This window comes from Brachybacterium sp. P6-10-X1, from assembly GCF_001969445.1.
Taxonomy (GTDB): domain Bacteria; phylum Actinomycetota; class Actinomycetes; order Actinomycetales; family Dermabacteraceae; genus Brachybacterium.
Genome location: NZ_CP017297.1, coordinates 3,335,803 through 3,353,558, shown reverse-complemented (window position 1 = coordinate 3,353,558; position 17,756 = coordinate 3,335,803). Strand labels below are relative to the sequence as shown.

The following is a 17,756-nucleotide window of genomic DNA, read 5'->3' as shown; positions in this document are numbered from 1 at the left end:
CGGCTCCGCAGGTGATCCCGCTCGGCGGGCTCGCCGCTCAGCGCCGCGGCTCGCTCGTAGGCCTCCTCGGCGTCAGCTGTCCGCCCCGCACCCAGCAGCAGGTCCGCCCGTGCGGCATGGAACGGCTGGAAGGCGTCGGCCGACAGAGCCTCGAGGGCAACCGTCCTCGGCCCCGCTCCTCTGCGTCCGGTGGGGACCGTCGGCCGACTGCGGGCTCAGTGCTCGACGGTCGCCTTCTCTGATCCGGCCCCGGTCATGGAGCGCACCTCCATCTCGGCCTGCTTGAGCTCGTTGCGCTCCGGTGAGGTCACCGAGCCCAACCAGCCGAGGAAGAAGCCCAGCGGCACCGAGATCAGCGCGGGGTTCGTCAGCGGGAACCACGCGAAGTCCGCACCCGGGATCATCGCGTCCTCGGCTCCGGAGACCACCGGGGAGAAGGTGATGAGGAACAGCGCGCTGGACAGGCCGCCATAGATGCTCCACAGGGACCCGCGGGTGTTGAACCGCTTCCAGTACAGGGAGTACAGGATCGAGGGCAGGTTCGCGCTGGCGGCGATCGCGAAGGCGAGGGAGACCAGGAAGGCGACGTTCTGCTCGGCGGCGAGGATGCCGCCGACGATCGAGACGGCCCCGATCACCAGCGCGGTGCGCCGTGCGACCTTGACCTCCTTCCTCGGATCCGCCTCGCCGTGCTTGATCACGCCGTTGTAGATGTCGTGCGCGAAGGACGCCGAGGCGGTGATCGTCAGCCCCGCCACCACGGCCAGGATCGTCGCGAAGGCCACCGCGGAGATGATGGCCATCAGCACGGTGCCGCCGACGGCGTAGGCCAGCGCCGGCGCGGCGGAGTTCGACCCGCCGGGCAGGCCGCCGATCACGTCGACCCCGACCATGTAGGCGGCGCCGAACCCGAGCACCAGGGTGCACAGGTAGAAGAAGCCGATCAGGGCGATCGCCCAGACCACCGAGCGTCGGGCCTCCTTCGCGGTGGGCACGGTGTAGAAGCGCATCAGCACGTGCGGCAGCCCCGCGGCGCCGAACACCAGCGCGATCGCGAGGGAGACGAAGCCCAGCTTGGAGGAGCCGGACTCCCCGTACTGGAGCATCGGCTCGAGGATGGCGGTGCCGTCGGGGTGGGAGTCCACGGCCCGGCCCAGCACGGCGGAGAGGTCGAAGCCGTTCAGGGCGAGGATCCACACGGTGGTGACGGCGACGGCGGTGATCAGCAGGACGGCCTTGATGATCTGCACCCAGGTGGTGCCCTTCATCCCGCCGATCATCACGTAGAGGATCATCACCACGCCCACCACGGCGATCACGATCGATTGCCCCACGCGGCCTTCGATACCGATCAGGAGGGACACCAGGGCGCCGGCGCCGGCCATCTGGGCCAGCAGGTAGAAGAAGGTGACCGCGAGGGTGGAGGTCGCGGCGGCGGTGCGCACGGGGCGCTGCCGCATCCGGAAGCTGAGGACGTCGGCCATCGTGTACTTGCCGGTGTTGCGCAGCGGTTCGGCGACCAGCAGCAGCGCGACCAGCCACGCCACCAGGAAGCCGACGGAGTACAGCAGGCCGTCGTAGCCGTACAGGGCGACGGCGCCGACGATGCCGAGGAACGAGGCGGCCGAGAGGTAGTCACCGGCGATGGCGATGCCGTTCTGCCGGCCGGAGAAGGCACGGCCGCCGTGGTAGAAGTCGCTGGCCTTGGTCGTCGTGCGCGAGACGCGGATGACGACGATCAGGGTGACGACGACGAAGACGAGGAAGATCGCGATGTTCAGGACCGGGTTGCCGAACTCCATCAGTTCGCCCCTTCCAGCTCGTCGCGGATCCGGGTGGAGATCGGGTCCAGCGAGCGGTTCGCGTGGCGGATGTACAGCCAGGTGATCAGGAAGGTCATGAGGAACTGGCTCAGCCCCAGGATGATCCCGAGGTTGAGGTTGCCGATCACCTGGATGGACATGAAGCCCTCGGCGTAGGTGGACAGCAGCACGTAGGCCAGGTACCAGACCAGGAAGGCGACGGTCATCGGGATCGCGAAGCCGCGGAAGCTGCGGCGCAGCTGGGCGAACTCCTCGGACCCCTGCACGGTGCGGAACGTTTCAGGACTGATCTCGTCGGACGGGATCCGATCGGGCCGGGTGTGATCGGGCTCGGCCCGATCCGACGCGGGACCATCCGATCCCAGGGAGGGGGTGGTCACAGGGCACAACTCCTTCGTTCTGCTCGGCCCCGGCACGATGGGGGAAACCCGGGGCGTGGGGTGACCGTAGCAGTGGTGATGGGGCCCACACACCCCGGGGAGGCCACCGACGCCGCGGCCTTCCGGTCGCCCGGGATCGGGCAGGCCGAGCTTTCGGAGGAGGTGCGCAGGTCGTCCCGCACCTCCTCACGAGAGTTTCGACGACCTCGGGTCTGGCCGCGCCCGGCGTGTCCCGGGCATGTCGCGATGGTCCCGACCTCACCCGGGCCCCGGCGGTCGTGTCATGCTCAGGGCGACGGCGCCGCGCGGCGCAGCCCGACCACGAAGGAGAACTCATGAAGCTCGGCATCATCATCGGTTCGGTCCGCGACGGACGCTTCGGCGAGGGCGTCGCCCGGTGGTTCATCCCCCTCGCGCAGGAGCGCGCGGCCGCTGCAGGTGCAGGTGCAGGTGCAGGTGCAGGTGTGAGCATCGAGGTCATCGACCTGAAGGACTTCGACCTTCCCGTGCTGACCTCGGCGACCGTCCCTGGCGCTGCGAACAAGCAGTACGAGGACGAGAGGGTGCGGCGCTGGAGCGCGGCGATCGACGCCTGCGACGGCTTCGTGTTCATCACCCCGGAGTACAACCACGGCGTGCCCGGCGGCTTCAAGAACGCTTTCGACTCGCTCGGCTCGGAGTGGGCGGAGAAGCCGGTCGCCTTCGTCTCCTACGGCGCGGAGAAGGGGATCAGGTCGGTCGAGCACTGGCGGACGATCGTCTCGAACTTCCATATGGTCGATGTGCGCACCCAGCTGGCCTTCTCGGTGTTCGAGGACGTCGACGAGCAGGGCTCCGTGGCGCCGACGGAGGCCCACGCCGAGCGGGCCCGCACCGTGGTCGGCGACCTGATCAGCATCACCGACCGCCTGGTCACGACCCGCTGAAGGTCCCTGCCGCCGACGACGGAACAGCGTTACCGTGGCCATGAGCGCGGCCACGGCTGTGGCCGGCCCCCATCCGAGGAGGAGACATGCCCCGCACCGTCATCAGCACTGCGAGCACGACCTGGCAGGGAGACCTGCCCTCCGGACACGGCACCACCAGTCTCGGGACGTCCCAGCTGGGCTCGTTCCCGGTCAACTGGAAGGCCCGCGCCGAGGAGGGTGAGCAAGGCACGACCTCACCCGAGGAGCTGCTCGGTGCCGCCCACGCCACCTGCTACGCGATGGCGTTCTCGAACGGCCTGGCGGAGAACGGCACGCCGCCGACCTCGGTGGACAGCTCCGCGAAGGTCTCCTTCAACATCGGTGAGGGCGGCATCACCGGCATCGAGCTGACCGTGAAGGCAGTGGTCGAGGATCTCGACGAGGCCGAGTTCCAGCGTCTCGCCGAGGACGCGAAGCAGAACTGCCCGGTCTCCCAGGCACTGAAGGGCGTGGACATCACCCTGAACGCCACGCTCGCCTGATCGACGTGCTGTGAGCGCGCGAACGCCAGGGGTTCGGGCGCCCGATCCCGCCTGACCCCTCCCTCGCACGGCCCGTGCGGCACCACCGGACCCGGACGTCCTGGTGCCGTGCGGGCCGTCGTCGCGCGCAGGTCGTCGTCGCGCGCGGGCCACCACGTCCGCACGACTGCCGCTGCCGCGCACCGGATGGGCCCGCCACCCGTCCGCCACCCGTCCTCCCGGCGCGCGCCCGGCCCGTCGCCTGTCACACCCTCCTGGTGCACTGGGGTCACAGACCCGCTCACCAGTTGGTTGGAGACGACGATGACTCTCACCCCGAACACCCCGAATACGCCCGATGTCGCGAATACTTCCGGACCGGTCGAGGCGGACCCGGCCGGCCTGCCTGACCCGCCTGCGCCGCTGACGCGTGCTGGGGCGGAGTCCCTCGGGCGGAGCATCCAGCAGCAGGCCGCGGCCATCGCCGCGGCCACCTGTGAGTTCCTGCTGATGATCGAGGACTTCGAAGCGCGCGACGGTGTGAGCTGGTTCGTCGGCCTGAAATCGACGGCGCACTGGCTGTCCTGGGCCTGCTCCCTCTCGCCCGGTGCCGCCCGAGAGCACGTCCGGGTCGCGCGGGCACTGCGGGAGATGCCGCGAACTGTCCAGGAGTTCCGCGCCGGGCGCCTGTCCTACTCGAAGGTCCGCGAGATCACCCGTGTCGTCGGCCGGGTCGACGAGGCCATGCTCGTGGACTTCGCACGGTCCATGACCGCCTCGCAGCTCGCCTCGACCATCTCCTCCTTCCGCGCGGTCGACGGCAGCCGGCTCGGCCAGGACGCCGTGCGTCAGGCCCGCTGGCAGGTTCGTGAGGACGGGATGGTCGAGATCCGCGCGGTGCTTCCGGCGGAGATGGGCGCCGAGCTGGTCACGGCGCTGGACCTCGCTCTCGCCCGCGACGGGAACGACCCCTCGACCATCGACCCCGCGGCCGATGGAGGCAGGGCGGCCGCGAGCGAGGGAACAGATACGGCCAGCGGCGCGTGGCACGAGGACGGCGCCACCGATCCCACCGAGACGGGCCCCGCCACCGTCAGAGCCGCCGAGATCACCACCACGGCCAGTCTCGAGCAGCGCACGGCAGATGCTCTTGTCTCTCTCGCCCGCACGTTCCTCGACGCCGAGCCCGAGGATCGTTCCGGCGAGGATCGCCATCTGGTGATTGTCGAGGTCAGCGCTGAATCGCTGACCCGAGACGTTCCCGCGGGAACGCCTCAGCAGCCGACGCAGCAGACGACGCGCCACCCCGAGGGCCCGGAGCCTGACGACCCTGCCCCGGCGTCTCCGGATGTTCCCGCGGGAACGTCTCAGCGCTGCCGGGTGCTCGGCATGGGCCCGCTGGAGGCCCGTACCGCCGAACGTCTCGCGTGCACGGGCAAGATCGCCGTCTCGATCACCGATGCCGGCGGCGAGATCCTTCATCTGGGCAGGTCACGGAGACTCGCCACCCGGGGTCAGCGTCGCGCTCTGCGCCTGCGCGACACCGTCTGCTCCTTCCCCGGCTGCCACCAGAGCCGGCACCTCGACGCCCACCACGTCGTCCCCTGGTCCGAGGGCGGATCCACCGACATCGAAGGACTCGCTCTGCTGTGTCGCCGGCACCACGTGATGGTCCATGAGGGCGGTCTGCATCTGGTGCTCGATACCGTCTCCGCCGCCCCGCATCAGCGACGCTTCCAGGTGCTGGACTCCGCCGGGCGCCCCGTCCAGGCGCGCTGGCCCGCCATGCTCGAGCACCTCGCCCTGCGACCCGACACCGGTGAGGACGGGGCCACCGGCCCGACGAGTCCGGCGCACGTCCAGCAGGCGGACCCCGAACGGATCGCCGCCACCACCGGTGGCGCAGGCTTCCGCCTCGCGGACTGCGTGGACGCCCTCTGCCAGAACGCGGTCGAACTCGCCGCCTGAGCAGTCCGGAGGCAGCGGATACTCTGCCCGGCCCCGGCTCGGCGCCGCTGGAGGTCGCGTAACCTGTCAGAGCGCCTAGGTCGGGGACAATCGAGGAAGCTCGAGGAGATCGCCATGACGAAGCCCGTCACCGTGACCATCACCGGTGCCGCCGGGCAGATCGGTTACGCCCTGCTGTTCCGGATCGCCTCCGGCCAGCTTCTCGGCCCGGACACCCCGGTCGCCCTGCGGCTGTTGGAGATCCCCCAGGGGGTGAAGGCTGCTGAGGGGACCGCGATGGAGCTCGATGACTGCGCCTTCGACCTGCTCGCCGGCGTCGACGTCTTCGACGACCCCATGGCCGGTTTCGACGGCAGCAACATCGCGCTGCTCGTCGGTGCTCGCCCCCGCGGCCCGGGCATGGAGCGCGGTGATCTGCTCGAGGCCAACGGCGGGATCTTCGCCCCCCAGGGTGCAGCGATCAACGCCGGCGCCGCGGACGACGTCAAGGTCCTGGTGGTCGGCAATCCGGCCAACACCAACGCACTGATCGCCGCAGCGCACGCCCCCGACGTGCCGGACGACCGGTTCACCGCGATGACCCGGCTGGACCACAACCGGGCTCTCGGCCAGCTCGCCGCGAAGACCGGCGTCCCGGTCACCGACATCGAGAACGTGACGATCTGGGGCAACCACTCCGCCACCCAGTTCCCGGACGTCTCCCACGCCACGGTGGCCGGCCGCGCGGCCACCGACGTGGTGGACGACCCGGCCTGGATCACGGACACCTTCATCCCCACCGTGGCCGAGCGCGGCGCGGCGATCATCGATGCGCGCGGGTCGTCGTCGGCCGCCTCGGCGGCGAATGCCGCGATCGACCACATCCACGACTGGACGCATGGCACCCCTGAGAACCGCTGGACCTCCGCCGGAGTCGTCTCCGACGGCTCCTACGGAGTACTGGAGGGGCTGATCTCCTCCTTCCCGGTGCGCTTCTCCGACGGCGCCTGGGAGATCGTCCGCGGCCTGGAGATCGACGATTTCTCCCGGGGCAGGATCGACGCCTCTGTGGCAGAGCTGGTCGAGGAGCGCGACGCCGTCACGGGCCGCGGTCTGCTCTGATCCGCCACGTACCGGACCCACCACACAGAGCGACACGTCGCACCGGCCGCGCCCCGGCAGCTCAGCCGCTGAAGCCGCCCCCGGCGTGCGCCATGTCCTTGAACCGGGAGTAGTGGCCCTCGAACGCCACCGGGATGGTCTTGGTGGCGCCGTTGCGGTGCTTGGCGATGATGAGGTCGGCCTCGCCGGCGCGGGCGGACTCCTTCTCGTAGTAGTCCTCGCGGTGGATCAGCAGGATCAGGTCGGCGTCCTGCTCGATCGATCCGGATTCGCGCAGGTCGCTCATCATCGGGGTCTTGTCGGTGCGCTGCTCGCTGCCACGGTTCAGCTGCGAGATCGCGATGACCGGCACCTCGATCTCCTTGGCCAGCAGCTTCAAGGCGCGGGAGAACTCCGAGACCTCCTGCTGGCGCGACTCGACCTTCTTCCCCGAGCTCATCAGCTGCAGGTAGTCGATGACCACGAGGCCGAGATCGTGCTTCTGCTTCAGGCGCCGACACTTCGCGCGGATCTCCATCAGCGACATGTTCGCCGAATCGTCCATGAACAGCGGGGCGTCGGCGATGCGGCTCATGGCGCGGGCCATCGCCTGCCAGTCCCGGTCGTCCATCGAGCCATCGCGCATCCGGTTCATGGGTACCTGCGCCTCGGCGCTGAGCAGGCGCATCGTGATCTCGGTCTTGTCCATCTCCAGGGAGAAGATCACGCTGGCCATGCCGTTGTGGATCGAGGCAGAGCGCAGCACGTCCATGCCGAGGGTCGTCTTGCCCATGGCGGGACGGCCGGCGAAGATGATCATCTGGCCGGGGTGCAGGCCCTGGGTGAGGTCATCCATCTCGGCGAAGCCGGTGGGGATGCCGGTGACCTGGCCGCCCCGGTTCTGGGTGGCCTCGATCGTGTTGAGGGTCTCGTCGATCACCTCGCCGAGCGGGAGGAAGTCCTCCGAGGCGCCACGCTCGGTGACCGCATACACCTGGGCCTGGGCCTCGTTGATGACCTCGTCGACCTCGCCGCCGTCGGCCGCATAGCCGAGCTGGACGATGCGGGTGCCGGCCTCGACCAGACGCCGCAGCTGGGCGCGCTCGACCACGATCTCGGCGTAGAACCCGGCGTTGGCGGCGGTGGGGACCATATCGATGAGGTCCGCGAGGTACGCGCCACCACCGACCCGCGCGAGCTCACCGCGCTTGGAGAGCTCATCGGAGACGGTGACCAGGTCAGCGGGCTCGCCACGGCCGTACAGGTCGATGATCGCCTCGAAGATCATCTCGTGCGCCGGGCGGTAGAAGTCATTGCCCTGCAACGTCTCCACGACATCGGCGATCGCGTCCTTGGACAGCATCATGCCGCCCAGCACGCCGCGTTCTGCCGGGAGGTCCTGGGGCGGGGTGCGCTCCAGGCTGCGGTCCGGTCCTGCTTCGAAGGCCTCCGTAGATGTCACCGAGCCAGTGTAGGAACTTCGCCTGGGTGCCGGGGCCCCGATGACGGCCGACGGTGGACGAGATGCCCCGGTGGAGGAAGATTCCGGGACGTCGCGTCGGACTGTCGCACCGCACCCCTACTGTGGCTCCATGCCGCACACCACCGCCCCGCACGCCATCGCCCCGCTCGCCTCGATCTCCCTCGACTGCCCCCGCCCCGACGGCCTGGCGCCCTTCTACTGCGCCCTGCTCGGGCTCGAGGAAGCGTTCGCGACTCCCGACCGCAGCGTGATCGCCCTGGCCGGCGCCGGCCCGATGGTCACCCTGATGCGGGCCGAGGAGTTCACTCCGCCGCAGTGGCCGCACGGGCCGCAGCGGGCCCAGATGCACCTGGACCTGGCGGCCGAGGACCTCGAGGCGACCGTCGCCGCCGCACTCGCGATCGGCGCCCGCGAGGCCGACGTCCAGCCCCGGCCCGCGACCTGGCGAGTGATGCTCGACCCCGTGGGCCACCCCTTCTGCCTCAGCGCCGTGCGGCCCGACTGAGGGCGGGTGGACGCTCACCGATCGCGGCCTCTGCCGCACCCGGCTGCCGATCGCCTCCATGGTGGTCATCGTGCTGACGATGACGATCATCGACCATCCCGCGCTCTTCGCGAAGCACCGCCGCCAGGAGGGGATTCTCGACCGGGCCCTGCGCGATGAGGCCTCCCTGACGGGATACCTCGAGGAGCCGCACGTACCTGGTCCCCGCGAGCGCGGTCGGAGTGCTGGTGGACGGCCTCGCCGACCACCTGCCGGTGCTGGCGATCGACCCCCGGGCGACGGTGAGATGCCCGCCGGCGCCCGGCAGGCCCCGGCCTCCGACGGCGGCAGCGAGAGCGGCGCCGACGCCGGATGAGGCGCGGTCAGTCCCCCAGCGGCATGCCCAGGACGTAGGCAGCCTGTGCGAGATGCTGGATGGCGTCGTCGAGGATGCTCACCAGGCGGACACCGCGGGTGACCGGCGGGTCCCACTGCGCGTCGATGACGTCGTCGAGGTCGGAGGCGGTGACCCCTTCCAGGTAGAGCTCGAACGCGTCGAGGGTCGCATCGAGGTAGGCCAGCAGCAGATCGCCGTCGCTGACGAGGACCCGACGGGCTTCCTCGGGACTGTGGCCGTAGCCGACGGTGTCGCCGACGGCGCCGAGGTCGAAGCGCTCGGCGAACCTCTGGGAGGTCCACACCTGCTCATCGCCGGACAGTCCGGCCAGCTGGGCGTCGATCTCGCGACCGGAGTGCCACAGCAGCCAGGCCACGGAGTTGTCGTGCCCGCCGGGGCGGGCGTTGAGGGAGACGGGGTTGAGCTGCACGCGCAGCTGTGCGGCGGCGTGCCGAGGGCGGGAGGTGAGATCGCGGAGGATGTCGAGGGCGTCCATGCCCTGACGCTACCTGTGACCGCGGTGCGCCGAGAAGGGCGGTCCGCCTGACAGGTCAACGCTCGTCGAGGATGACGCCCGCGGCTTGCTCGGGATGGCGCTGCAGCCAGCTCTCGATGAAGGGGCAGATCACCGTGACCTTCAGGTTCGCCGCCCGGGCCTCGGCGAGGGTGGTGCGCACCAGGACGGAGGCCACGCCCTCGCCGCGATGCGCGGGATCGGTGACCGTATGGATCAACTCGATGCCGCCGCGGGAGCGCTCGTAGATCATGATGCCGACGACGTCCCCGGTGCGCACGGCCTCGAAACGACCCGCCGCGGCGTTGTCGCGCACGGCGATGGTCTCCTCGGGCCCGTGGGTGTGCTCGTCGGGATCGATCGTCATGACGCGGGGTTCCTTCCGGCCGGTCATTCCACCGTACGGCAGGCGGGCCCCGGCGACCAGGGTCGATCCCCGCTCAGGCCTCGACGGTCAGACGTCGGCGCGCAGTACCCGCAGGTCGCCCTTGCCGGTCTTCGCCTCGATCTCGAGAGTCCGTTCGGCCGCGCCTGCGCTGTCGACGGGCGTCAGCTGCACGTCGCGGTCGCCGAAGCCGGTGGCGAGCTCCAGGTGCGCCGTGGTCCCCTGGGCGACGCGGATGGTGACGTCGCCGGTCAGTCCTTCCGCTCCGCGCACCAGGGAGCGGACCCCGTCGGCGAGACGGTCGGACAGCCGGGCGCCGTCACCGCCGCTGCCGAAGGAGCGGCGGATGTCGCCGAGGTCCCCGCCGGACTGGCGGAACTCGTCGCCCGGGACCCGTCAGCCTGCGCCGGTTCCCGAGCCCGGGTCGCCGCCCAGCCGGGACAGGAGCACCTCGGCGCGCTCGACGTCCCCGTCCCTGCCCAGGCGCGCCCAGCCGTCGCGGGCGCGGCGCGCGGCGCGCCGGGCCGGGCGGGTATCGCCGCGATCGGCGAGCATCTGGGCGTGGCGGTCGTGGACATAGGCGGCCCAGGACAGGGCGCGCTCGTCGTGCCCGGCCGGGACCTGCCCGATCAGCTGCATCGCCTCCCGCCGACGGTGCTCGTACGCATCTGCGTCCACCCCCTCCTCTCCGCGGCGGAGTGCCTCGCCGACAGCGATGAACAGGCCCACCCGGGCATCGACCCGGTGATCCCAGAGCAGCTCGGGCGACAGCAGGGGGCGTCCGCCCTCGGGGCGGGTGCGGCGCTCGATCGCCTCGGCGGCCTCGCGCACCATCTCGGTCCGCCCCAGGTCGAGGGCTCGACGCAGCACCAGCGCGTGGGCGCTGAGCTGGGTCGCGACCAACTCGGCGCGCTCGTGCGCGGGGGTGGCGAGGTCATCGGCCAGCCAGCGGGCCTCATGGGCCAGTCGGCGCAGCTCGGTGAGGGCCGCCGGGTGGTCGGCGGTGCGCTCGTGGATGCTGGCGGCGAGGCGGGAGGCCTCGAGCGCCGAGCGGTGGTCACGGTGCTCGCAGGCGATCCGTCGGGCCCGCTCGAGGGGCACCCAGGCCGCCTCGTAGCGCTCGGCCTGCATCCGCTGGGCGGCGACCGCCAGCAGCGGGCCGACGCGCAGGGTCTCGCGCTGCAGGGTGCGCTGGAGGGAGGCGAGGCGGCCGGCGGTGAAGGACGCCTGCTCGGTCGCGCCGGCGGCCATCAGGGCCTGCAGGAGCTGGGTGATCAGGCCGACGCGCAACGGCGGGTCGTCGACCTCGGACAAGGCGGCGAGGGCCTCGAGGGCGTGGAGGGCCGCCTCGAGGGGGTGGGAGAGGGCGAGAGTGCGGGCCAGCACCGTGTGGGCGGCGGTGACGGTGCGCTGCGGGTCGCGACGCAGCTGTCCGGTCTGCGCCTCGTGCTGCGCGATCCGTTCGAGGACGTCGAGGGCCTGCGTGGTGGCGCCCTCGGCGTCCCCGGTCGCCTCGAGAGCCTGGGCCAGGCGCAGGCGCAGGTCCGTCTCGGGCTCTCCGAGGATCTGCTCGCGGACCGCCGGCAGCGCGGAGAGCGCGGATCGCAGCCGCGCCACGGCGCGGCGCGGATCCACCGCCCCGCCCCGGGACCCGTCCGCGCCGGGAAGGGTGGTCTGCTCCAGGGCGCGCACGACGACCAGCAGCTCCGGAGGCGCGAGGACCTGTTCACCCTGCCGCCGACCGCGAGGAGCGCCGTCGCGCCCGGGCTCGTGCCCCAGCAGCACGGCACCGGTCGCCTCCGCCTGCTCGCGGTGCCCGCCGCCGTGCAGCACCGAGACCATGTCCGTCGCCGCGCGTTCGATCTGCTCGGTGTCCGCGGTGAGGACGGCGCCGTGGCGGCCCGCCCGCAGCAGGGCGAGCCGGTCGGCGGCAGGCGCTGGCGTCTCCCGGAAGGCGGCCGCGAGGGCGCGGGCCTCGCGATAGCGCTCCGCATGCACCAGATCACTCACACGATGTGCGGCTCCGAGAACGTCCTGCGGAGCGGGAAGCGGCACCCCCGGAGGCCGCAGAGCCACCCTCAGCTCCTCCAGGCTCGGCAATCCTGCCTGGTCACGACGCTGCCCGGAGTCCGGGAGGGAGGATGCGCCGCGTTCGATCACAGAAGTGAACCTACCAAGCAGCACCTGGACGGGCCCAGGGTCGGAGACGGCCTCCCCATGCACTCCCCAGCACAACTCCCTACAATGTTCACGGCCCCGCCGGCGGACGCTCTTCGCAACCGCCCTGGCCATGGGGAGAAGAGGTGGAGTGTGGTCATCCGTTCAACAGTGAGCTCGCCGCAGGCGGCTGCTCGCTCCGACCACCGTCGCCTCGATGATCGCGCTCCCGCGACGAGCCCGTCGGCCGACCCCTTCACCGGGCACCTGCACCTGGACGAGACCATCGCCCCGGTGCTGGTCACGGACTTCGACGTCGCCGCGTACACCCGCCGCAGCATCGGGCGACTACCGGTCGCCACCGACCTCCTCCGGTCCGAGCCGCCCCTGACGGCCGAGATGCGCACCGCCCTCGGCGTCCTGCAGCGCCTGGAGTCCTCGGCGCTGTCCGAGTCGCGGACCATGCTCGCCACCGCCACCGGGAACGAAGCGCGGATCACCGCGTTCCTGTCGACCTGGCTGGTGGACCGGCACTGGCAGTCCCGCGCCCTGCGCGATCTGCTCACCGGGGATCATCCCGTCGAACGCCCACAGATCCAGGGCAGGCTCCATCCCCTGCTCACCCTGCGCCGCGTCCATGTCGACCGCGTCCAACCCCTGCTGTCCCCGCTGTGGACGGCGATCGCCGGGGAGGCCGTCGCCGCCGGGCACATGGCGCGCATGGCGATCCAGGAAGCATCCCTGCAGGCCGCCCTGCGCGCGCTCTCGCGCCGACTCGACGGCGAAGCACGACGTGTTCTGGGAGTGGTCATCGAGCGGCACCAGGCGGCGACGGATTTCTTCACCGCCGAGGCGATCGCCCGCATCGACCGGTCCCGCGCCGAAGCGCTGACCGCGCGCCTCGTGCTCACCCTGGGGTCCCCGCTCGAGGGGGGAGGCATCCCCGATGCCGATCTTCCCGCTGCCCTCGCGGTCGTCGGCGCCGAGGCCCGGGATCGGGCCGCGCTGCGCCGCGTCCGGTTCGAGATCACCCGGCTGCTGCCCGGGCCCGATCTCCCGGATCCCGTCCTGACCGCCCTTCCCCGTCCCGGAGCGTGAGATGGCCTTCGATCTCGACCAGTTCGCCGAGACGTCGGTCCCCGTCAAGTACGAGGACCTCGATTTCGACCTCTTCGACGAGCAGCCCCTGGACGCGCAGACCCTCCGGTCGCTGCGCTACATGTGCGACGTCGAGTACCACACCTCGTGCTTCCTGCGGGACCTGCTGGTGACCCCCTCCCATCGGGAGGAGGAGGCGGGCGGCTTCATGACCATGTGGAACCGCGAGGAGTTCTGGCACGGCGAGGCCCTCGCGAAGGTGCTGGCCAAGCACGACATCATCGTCGACTACGACGAGATCAAGGCCAAGCGCGTCAAGCTCGGCTGGACCGGGGCGCTGGGCCCGCTGAAGCAGTCCGTGCTCACGAACCTGGCGGGCACCGACTTCGTGGCCGTGCACATGGTGTGGGGGGCCGCCAACGAGCTCTCGGCGGTGGCGGCCTATCGGCGGCTCTCGGCCCTGACCGACCATCCCGTGCTGTCCCCGCTGTTGAAGCGCATCGCTCAGCAGGAGACGCGGCACGTCGCCTTCTACACCACCCAGGGCCGCGAGCGGCTCCAGGCGTCCGAGACCGCGCAGAGGATCGTGCGCCTGGTGATGAGCCGGGTGTGGAAGCCCGTGGGCAGCGGCATGATGGACGAGTCCGAGGTGCGCCACGTGATGGGCCACCTGTTCGCCGGGAAGTCCGAGGAGCTCGACAAGCTCGACACGCGGGTCCAGAAGTTGCCGGGCCTGGACGGCCTGACCATCTTCCGCAGCGCGTTCGCCCGCCTCGGCATCGCCGCCTGAGGGCGGCTCCGGCCCGCGGCGCCGCCGGTGAACGGCGGTCGACGCGCGTGACAGGGCCGTGAACTTCCCGCCGATCTTCGTTGTGACCAGCAGTTCTCTCGCTGAGATACCTCTCATCGTCGGCTCATCATGAGCTCATCCGTGATCAGTTCACTGGGTCTCGTCAGGCACGGTCCGCCCCTGGACCATCCGCCCCGAGACGACACGAGGAGCCCCCGATGACGATCCTGAACGAGAGCGCCACCGACACCGCGACCCGTCCGGCCGCGACGCCGATCGCCGCCCCCGAGACCGCTCCCGGAGACCTGCGCACCCGGATCGAGCGCGCCAAGCACGCCTTCTCCACCCGCGACGTCGGTGCCTTCCTGCGCCGCGCCGACGGTCTCGATCTGCTCACCGGGAACCACATCCCGCAGGCAGGCGAGGTGGTCCTCGCCCGCGTCTCCCGGATCGGCCACCACAAACGGCTCGAGAGCCCCGTCTCCCGCCGGCAGGTGCTGTTCCCCGGCGACGAGATCGTGGTGGCCTACGGCAACCGCTACGCCGCCGACCAGTTCCTGGCCGCCGTCCCCGACGACCTCGGCCCTGCCCACCTCGCCGCGGCCGGCGGGCTGGCCTCCCGCGTCGTCGAGCAGCACGACCAGATCGCCGCAGCGACCGAGATCGAACCCATCGGGGTCCTGCGCGACGCGCACGGCCCCGTCACCCTCGCCCGCGCCGCCGCGCACCACGTGGTCCAGGGCATCGCCTCGCGCCCGGACCGCCCTGCGCACCGCGTCCCCGTCATCGCCGTGCTCGGCACCTCCATGAACTCGGGCAAGTCCACTGTGCTGGCCCAGCTCGCACACGGTCTGTCCGCCGCGGGCCTCCGCGTCGCCGCGGGCAAGACCACCGGCACCGGCGCCGGCAACGACTACAACCTCTTCCTCGACGCCGGCGCGCACCGGGTCCTGGACTTCACCGACTTCGGCTACCCCTCGACCTTCCAGGTCGAGGCCGACGAGGTCCGCGACCTGTTCCTGTCCATGGCCGACGAGCTCGCCGGCGGCACCGAGGAGCCCGACGTGGTCCTCCTGGAGATCGCCGACGGGGTCTGCCAGGGCGAGACCGCCCGCCTGCTGGCCGACGACGAGTTCGGCGCGGTCGTCGACGCCGTCGCCTTCGCCGCGGGCGACGCCCTGGGCGCCGTCGGCGGCGTGGGCGCCCTGGGGGCGCTCGGGCGCATCCCGGCGTTCGTCTCCGGCGTCGTCACAAGCTCTCCGCTGGCCACGTCCGAGGCTCGCCGAGCCCTCCAGGTGCCCGTCGTGCCGACCTTCGCCCTGGGAACCGCCGAGGTGGCCGGGGAGCTGGTCGCCGAACTGATCGCGGAGCGCACTGCCGATGCCGCGTGACCGTGAACCCGTTCAGCTGGCCAACGGCCTGCTGAAGAACGCGCCGCCGCTGCCCCCGCTGCTGCGGGGGCCGCGGCGGCGCTGGATCGGAGTGCTCGTCGCCCTGGGCCTCGCTCAGGCCGCCCTGGCCGCGCTGTCGGCCTGGGCGCTGGTGCAGCTGGAGGGGGCGCCGACGGGATCGTCCGCCCTGCTGCTGCGGGCGCTGATCCTGCTGGTGCTGACCGCTCTCGCCGTCGGCGCGCTGAAAGTCCACGAGCGCGTGGTGTCCGAGAAGCTCGGCCAGGACTACGTCCACCAGCTGCGGCTGACCCTCCTCGGCGACGCGCTCACGCCGGGCCACGCCACCTCGCTCGGCGTGACGGTCGCCCGCACCACCAACGACCTCTCCGGGGTGCGCAACTGGGTCTCCCAAGGCATCGCCCCGCTGGTGGTCGCGGTCCCGTTGATCGGCGGCAGCCTCGTCACCCTCGCCATGCTCCACCCCTACCTCGCCGGCGTGATGGCGGCCCCGCTGGTGGTCCTCGCCCTCTGCCTGACGTTCTGGTCGCGCACGGCCCTGATCAAGACCCGTCGGATGCGTCGCACCCGTGGGAAGCTGGCCTCTCGCATCGCCGACACCGTCACCGCGTCGGAGGGGATCCTCGCGTCCGGCGGGGCCGCGCGCGAGCTGCGCAACCTCCGCGAGGCCTCCGGCGGCCTGGTCCGGATCGCGGTGGACCGCGCCGAGACCGTCGGCACCATCCGCGCGGGGGGGATCGTCGCTTCGACGCTGACCACCCTGCTGGTCGCCGCGGCGGGCACCTATCTGGGACTGACCCCCGGGGTGACGATGGCCGCGATGGCCGTCGCCGGGATCGCGGCGACCCCCGTCCTGGAGATCGGCCGCATCGTCGAGTACCGGCAGACCTACTCCTCCGCACGGATGGTGTTGGGGCCCGCGCTCGCGAAGGCCGAGGCGCGCCGTGATCGCGCCCGCGCCCGGCGCCGGGCGGCCGCGGCCGTCACCGCCCCCGTCGGCGACGACCTCGTGCACCTCGACCTGCCCGGGCTGACCGAGGACGGGCCGCTGCGCGGCCGGTCGGGCGAGCTCGTCCGCCTGGTGTCCCCGGACCCGGCCGCACCTCGCGAGTTCCTCCGCCGCCTGCTCGAGCTCTCCCCCGGTCCCGAGTCGGAGCGGCCCGATTCTGTGTGGGCCGGCGGGGAGAACCTGCGCGCCGTCCCGGCCCGGCGCACCCGGGTGCTGCTGGGCTCCGCGAGCGCAGGCACCGTGTTCGAGCGAGGGTCCGTGGCGCGCGCCCTGCATTACCGTCGGCCGGACCTGAATGCCGCCCATGACCAGGAGATCCTCGATCTGGTCGGGCTGGACGTGACGCGTCTTCCCCGCGGCGCGCGCACCATGCTCCGCCGTGGCGGCGAGCCGCTGGACCGTTCCGATCGGGCCCGTCTGGCTCTGGCCCGCGCGCTGTACGGCTCCCCGGAGCTGCTGCTCGTCGACGGTCTCGAGGGAGATCTCGACGACGCCGGTCGCACGATGCTCGAGCGCGTGCTGGCGGACTTCCGCGGGGTGGTGGTGATGATCGGCTCCGACGGCCTGGCCGCACGGCTCGGGGCCCGCGAGCACCGACTGCCGGGGCTCGGGGCCGACGGAGGGGTCCGCCCCGTGACCATCGGGAGCCGGGACCGGGACGGCGCCGAGGAGGAGGTCGAGGAGGTCGAGGACGACTGAGGCGCAGGACGACCGAAGCGCCGGACGACTGACGCGCAGGACGGCGGCGGGGAGATCGGACCGGAGGATCCTCACCCGTCGTCAGTCTCAGCCGTCGTCGTCACCGTCATCGTCGTCGCAGTTCCACTCGTCGTCGTCCCATTCGCAGGAGCTCGAGGGGGGGGGCGGGGTGGCGGGGTCCTTCGGCGCCGCGGGCTCCTTCGGGGCCGCGGGCTCGTCGGCGGCGGAGCTGTCACCGCCCGAGGAGGAGCCGGACGAACCCCCCGAGCCCCCTGAGCCGCTCGACCCGCCCGAGCGTGCCGCGCTGCTCGGTTCGGGTGCCTTCGAGGGCTCGTACTCCAGGTCGCCGGCGCTCGAGTCGGCCGACCGATCGGTGGCTGGGGACGAGGGAAGGGCGACCGCCCCGCCCGCGGACGCAGACTGCTCGGGCACGTCCCCGGGCAGGGTGGAGGTCCCCCCGCCCCCGTCCGAGGCCACAGGGCTCTCGCCGACGGTGATGCCCGCCTGCTCCTGCCGAGCGTCGTCGAACGTGGGCAGCACGGCGAGGGCCGCCGCGGACAGGGCGACGGCCATCATGATCCCGGCAGTGCGCAGCGTCTTCATGCCGGACATCCTTCGTCAGGGCCATGAGACCGCCGTGAGCCGATCATG

Annotated in this window: 18 protein-coding genes; 10 read left to right on the top strand and 8 right to left on the bottom strand. The window is 71.7% G+C overall.

Going from position 1 to position 17,756, the window contains the following annotated elements; genetic code table 11:
• Positions 1-215: 215 nt before the first annotated feature.
• Both BH708_RS15015 and BH708_RS15010 read right to left on the bottom strand, forming a co-directional pair.
• Positions 216-1,802: a cation acetate symporter gene (locus BH708_RS15015; protein WP_076809862.1), complete on the bottom strand. Its 1,587-nt coding sequence runs from the start codon at positions 1,800-1,802 to the stop codon at positions 216-218.
• Positions 1,802-2,128 carry a DUF485 domain-containing protein gene (locus BH708_RS15010; protein WP_076811390.1) on the bottom strand — a complete coding sequence of 109 codons (327 nt, stop codon included), beginning with the start codon at positions 2,126-2,128 and terminating at the stop codon, positions 1,802-1,804. Before BH708_RS15010 ends, BH708_RS15015 begins: the two co-directional genes overlap by 1 nt.
• 410 nt (positions 2,129-2,538) lie before the next feature.
• Between BH708_RS15010 and BH708_RS15005 the strand changes: the two genes are divergently transcribed.
• The 4 genes from BH708_RS15005 (at position 2,539) to BH708_RS14990 (ending at position 6,701) form a co-directional block, all read left to right on the top strand.
• Positions 2,539-3,129 carry an NADPH-dependent FMN reductase gene (locus BH708_RS15005; protein ID WP_076809861.1) on the top strand — a complete coding sequence of 197 codons (591 nt, stop codon included), beginning with the start codon at positions 2,539-2,541 and terminating at the stop codon, positions 3,127-3,129.
• An 86-nt stretch (positions 3,130-3,215) separates the two neighbouring features.
• Complete coding sequence (locus tag BH708_RS15000) at positions 3,216-3,653, top strand: OsmC family peroxiredoxin (protein WP_076809860.1); 438 nt, start codon at positions 3,216-3,218, stop codon at positions 3,651-3,653.
• Positions 3,654-3,956: 303 nt separating this feature from the next.
• Positions 3,957-5,600 (top strand): HNH endonuclease signature motif containing protein, encoded by a 1,644-nt coding sequence (locus BH708_RS14995; RefSeq protein ID WP_076809859.1) that lies wholly within the window; start codon positions 3,957-3,959, stop codon positions 5,598-5,600.
• A gap of 114 nt (positions 5,601-5,714) precedes the next feature.
• On the top strand, positions 5,715-6,701 hold the full coding sequence (locus tag BH708_RS14990; protein ID WP_076809858.1) for a malate dehydrogenase: 987 nt from the start codon (positions 5,715-5,717) through the stop codon (positions 6,699-6,701).
• A gap of 61 nt (positions 6,702-6,762) precedes the next feature.
• Here BH708_RS14990 and dnaB read toward each other — a convergent pair whose 3' ends face one another.
• Positions 6,763-8,142 (bottom strand): replicative DNA helicase, encoded by a 1,380-nt coding sequence (gene dnaB / locus BH708_RS14985; RefSeq protein WP_076809857.1) that lies wholly within the window; start codon positions 8,140-8,142, stop codon positions 6,763-6,765.
• A gap of 130 nt (positions 8,143-8,272) precedes the next feature.
• On the opposite strand from dnaB, the gene BH708_RS14980 reads away from it, so the two are divergent.
• Positions 8,273-8,668, top strand: coding sequence for a VOC family protein (locus BH708_RS14980; protein WP_076809856.1), 396 nt, complete (start codon positions 8,273-8,275; stop codon positions 8,666-8,668).
• Between the two features lie 58 nt (positions 8,669-8,726).
• Positions 8,727-9,023 carry a hypothetical protein gene (locus BH708_RS14975; protein ID WP_076809855.1) on the top strand — a complete coding sequence of 99 codons (297 nt, stop codon included), beginning with the start codon at positions 8,727-8,729 and terminating at the stop codon, positions 9,021-9,023.
• A 7-nt stretch (positions 9,024-9,030) separates the two neighbouring features.
• Here BH708_RS14975 and BH708_RS14970 read toward each other — a convergent pair whose 3' ends face one another.
• The 4 genes from BH708_RS14970 to BH708_RS19890 form a co-directional block, all read right to left on the bottom strand.
• The gene (locus tag BH708_RS14970) at positions 9,031-9,540 is read right to left on the bottom strand and encodes a DinB family protein (protein ID WP_076809854.1); all 510 of its coding nucleotides are present in this window, start codon (positions 9,538-9,540) and stop codon (positions 9,031-9,033) included.
• Positions 9,541-9,595: 55 nt separating this feature from the next.
• Positions 9,596-9,925, bottom strand: a complete 330-nt coding sequence (locus BH708_RS14965) for a GNAT family N-acetyltransferase (protein WP_076809853.1) — start codon at positions 9,923-9,925, stop codon at positions 9,596-9,598.
• 87 nt (positions 9,926-10,012) lie between these two features.
• On the bottom strand, positions 10,013-10,216 hold the full coding sequence (locus tag BH708_RS14960; RefSeq protein ID WP_076809852.1) for a hypothetical protein: 204 nt from the start codon (positions 10,214-10,216) through the stop codon (positions 10,013-10,015).
• Between the two features lie 123 nt (positions 10,217-10,339).
• The gene (locus tag BH708_RS19890; RefSeq protein WP_157235990.1) at positions 10,340-11,953 is read right to left on the bottom strand and encodes a hypothetical protein; all 1,614 of its coding nucleotides are present in this window, start codon (positions 11,951-11,953) and stop codon (positions 10,340-10,342) included.
• A gap of 318 nt (positions 11,954-12,271) precedes the next feature.
• On the opposite strand from BH708_RS19890, the gene BH708_RS14950 reads away from it, so the two are divergent.
• The 4 genes from BH708_RS14950 to BH708_RS14935 all read left to right on the top strand — a co-directional run bounded on the left by BH708_RS14950 (position 12,272) and on the right by BH708_RS14935 (position 17,105).
• Positions 12,272-13,198, top strand: coding sequence for a hypothetical protein (locus tag BH708_RS14950; RefSeq protein WP_253705353.1), 927 nt, complete (start codon positions 12,272-12,274; stop codon positions 13,196-13,198).
• Between the two features lies 1 nt (position 13,199).
• Entirely contained in the window at positions 13,200-13,988 is a 789-nt protein-coding gene (locus tag BH708_RS14945) for a ferritin-like domain-containing protein (protein ID WP_076809850.1), read from the top strand.
• A 218-nt stretch (positions 13,989-14,206) separates the two neighbouring features.
• Complete coding sequence (locus BH708_RS14940) at positions 14,207-15,379, top strand: DUF1611 domain-containing protein (protein ID WP_076809849.1); 1,173 nt, start codon at positions 14,207-14,209, stop codon at positions 15,377-15,379.
• Positions 15,369-17,105, top strand: a complete 1,737-nt coding sequence (locus BH708_RS14935) for an ABC transporter transmembrane domain-containing protein (protein ID WP_076809848.1) — start codon at positions 15,369-15,371, stop codon at positions 17,103-17,105. Before BH708_RS14940 ends, BH708_RS14935 begins: the two co-directional genes overlap by 11 nt.
• Before the next feature lie 87 nt (positions 17,106-17,192).
• On the opposite strand, the gene BH708_RS14930 is transcribed toward BH708_RS14935, so the two are convergent.
• Entirely contained in the window at positions 17,193-17,708 is a 516-nt protein-coding gene (locus BH708_RS14930) for a hypothetical protein (protein WP_076809847.1), read from the bottom strand.
• Positions 17,709-17,756: the final 48 nt, after the last annotated feature.

Excerpts from the sequence above, each read along its gene's own strand:
- BH708_RS15015 (WP_076809862.1), bottom strand. The coding sequence starts at position 1,802 with ATGGAGTTCGGCAACCCGGTCCTGAACATCGCGATCTTCCTCGTCTTC.
- BH708_RS15005 (WP_076809861.1), top strand. The coding sequence starts at position 2,539 with ATGAAGCTCGGCATCATCATCGGTTCGGTCCGCGACGGACGCTTCGGC.
- BH708_RS15000 (WP_076809860.1), top strand. The coding sequence starts at position 3,216 with ATGCCCCGCACCGTCATCAGCACTGCGAGCACGACCTGGCAGGGAGAC.
- BH708_RS14995 (WP_076809859.1), top strand. The coding sequence starts at position 3,957 with ATGACTCTCACCCCGAACACCCCGAATACGCCCGATGTCGCGAATACT.
- BH708_RS14990 (WP_076809858.1), top strand. The coding sequence starts at position 5,715 with ATGACGAAGCCCGTCACCGTGACCATCACCGGTGCCGCCGGGCAGATC.
- BH708_RS14980 (WP_076809856.1), top strand. The coding sequence starts at position 8,273 with ATGCCGCACACCACCGCCCCGCACGCCATCGCCCCGCTCGCCTCGATC.
- BH708_RS14975 (WP_076809855.1), top strand. The coding sequence starts at position 8,727 with ATGGTGGTCATCGTGCTGACGATGACGATCATCGACCATCCCGCGCTC.
- BH708_RS14970 (WP_076809854.1), bottom strand. The coding sequence starts at position 9,540 with ATGGACGCCCTCGACATCCTCCGCGATCTCACCTCCCGCCCTCGGCAC.
- BH708_RS14965 (WP_076809853.1), bottom strand. The coding sequence starts at position 9,925 with ATGACGATCGATCCCGACGAGCACACCCACGGGCCCGAGGAGACCATC.
- BH708_RS14945 (WP_076809850.1), top strand. The coding sequence starts at position 13,200 with ATGGCCTTCGATCTCGACCAGTTCGCCGAGACGTCGGTCCCCGTCAAG.
- BH708_RS14940 (WP_076809849.1), top strand. The coding sequence starts at position 14,207 with ATGACGATCCTGAACGAGAGCGCCACCGACACCGCGACCCGTCCGGCC.
- BH708_RS14935 (WP_076809848.1), top strand. The coding sequence starts at position 15,369 with ATGCCGCGTGACCGTGAACCCGTTCAGCTGGCCAACGGCCTGCTGAAG.
- BH708_RS14930 (WP_076809847.1), bottom strand. The coding sequence starts at position 17,708 with ATGAAGACGCTGCGCACTGCCGGGATCATGATGGCCGTCGCCCTGTCC.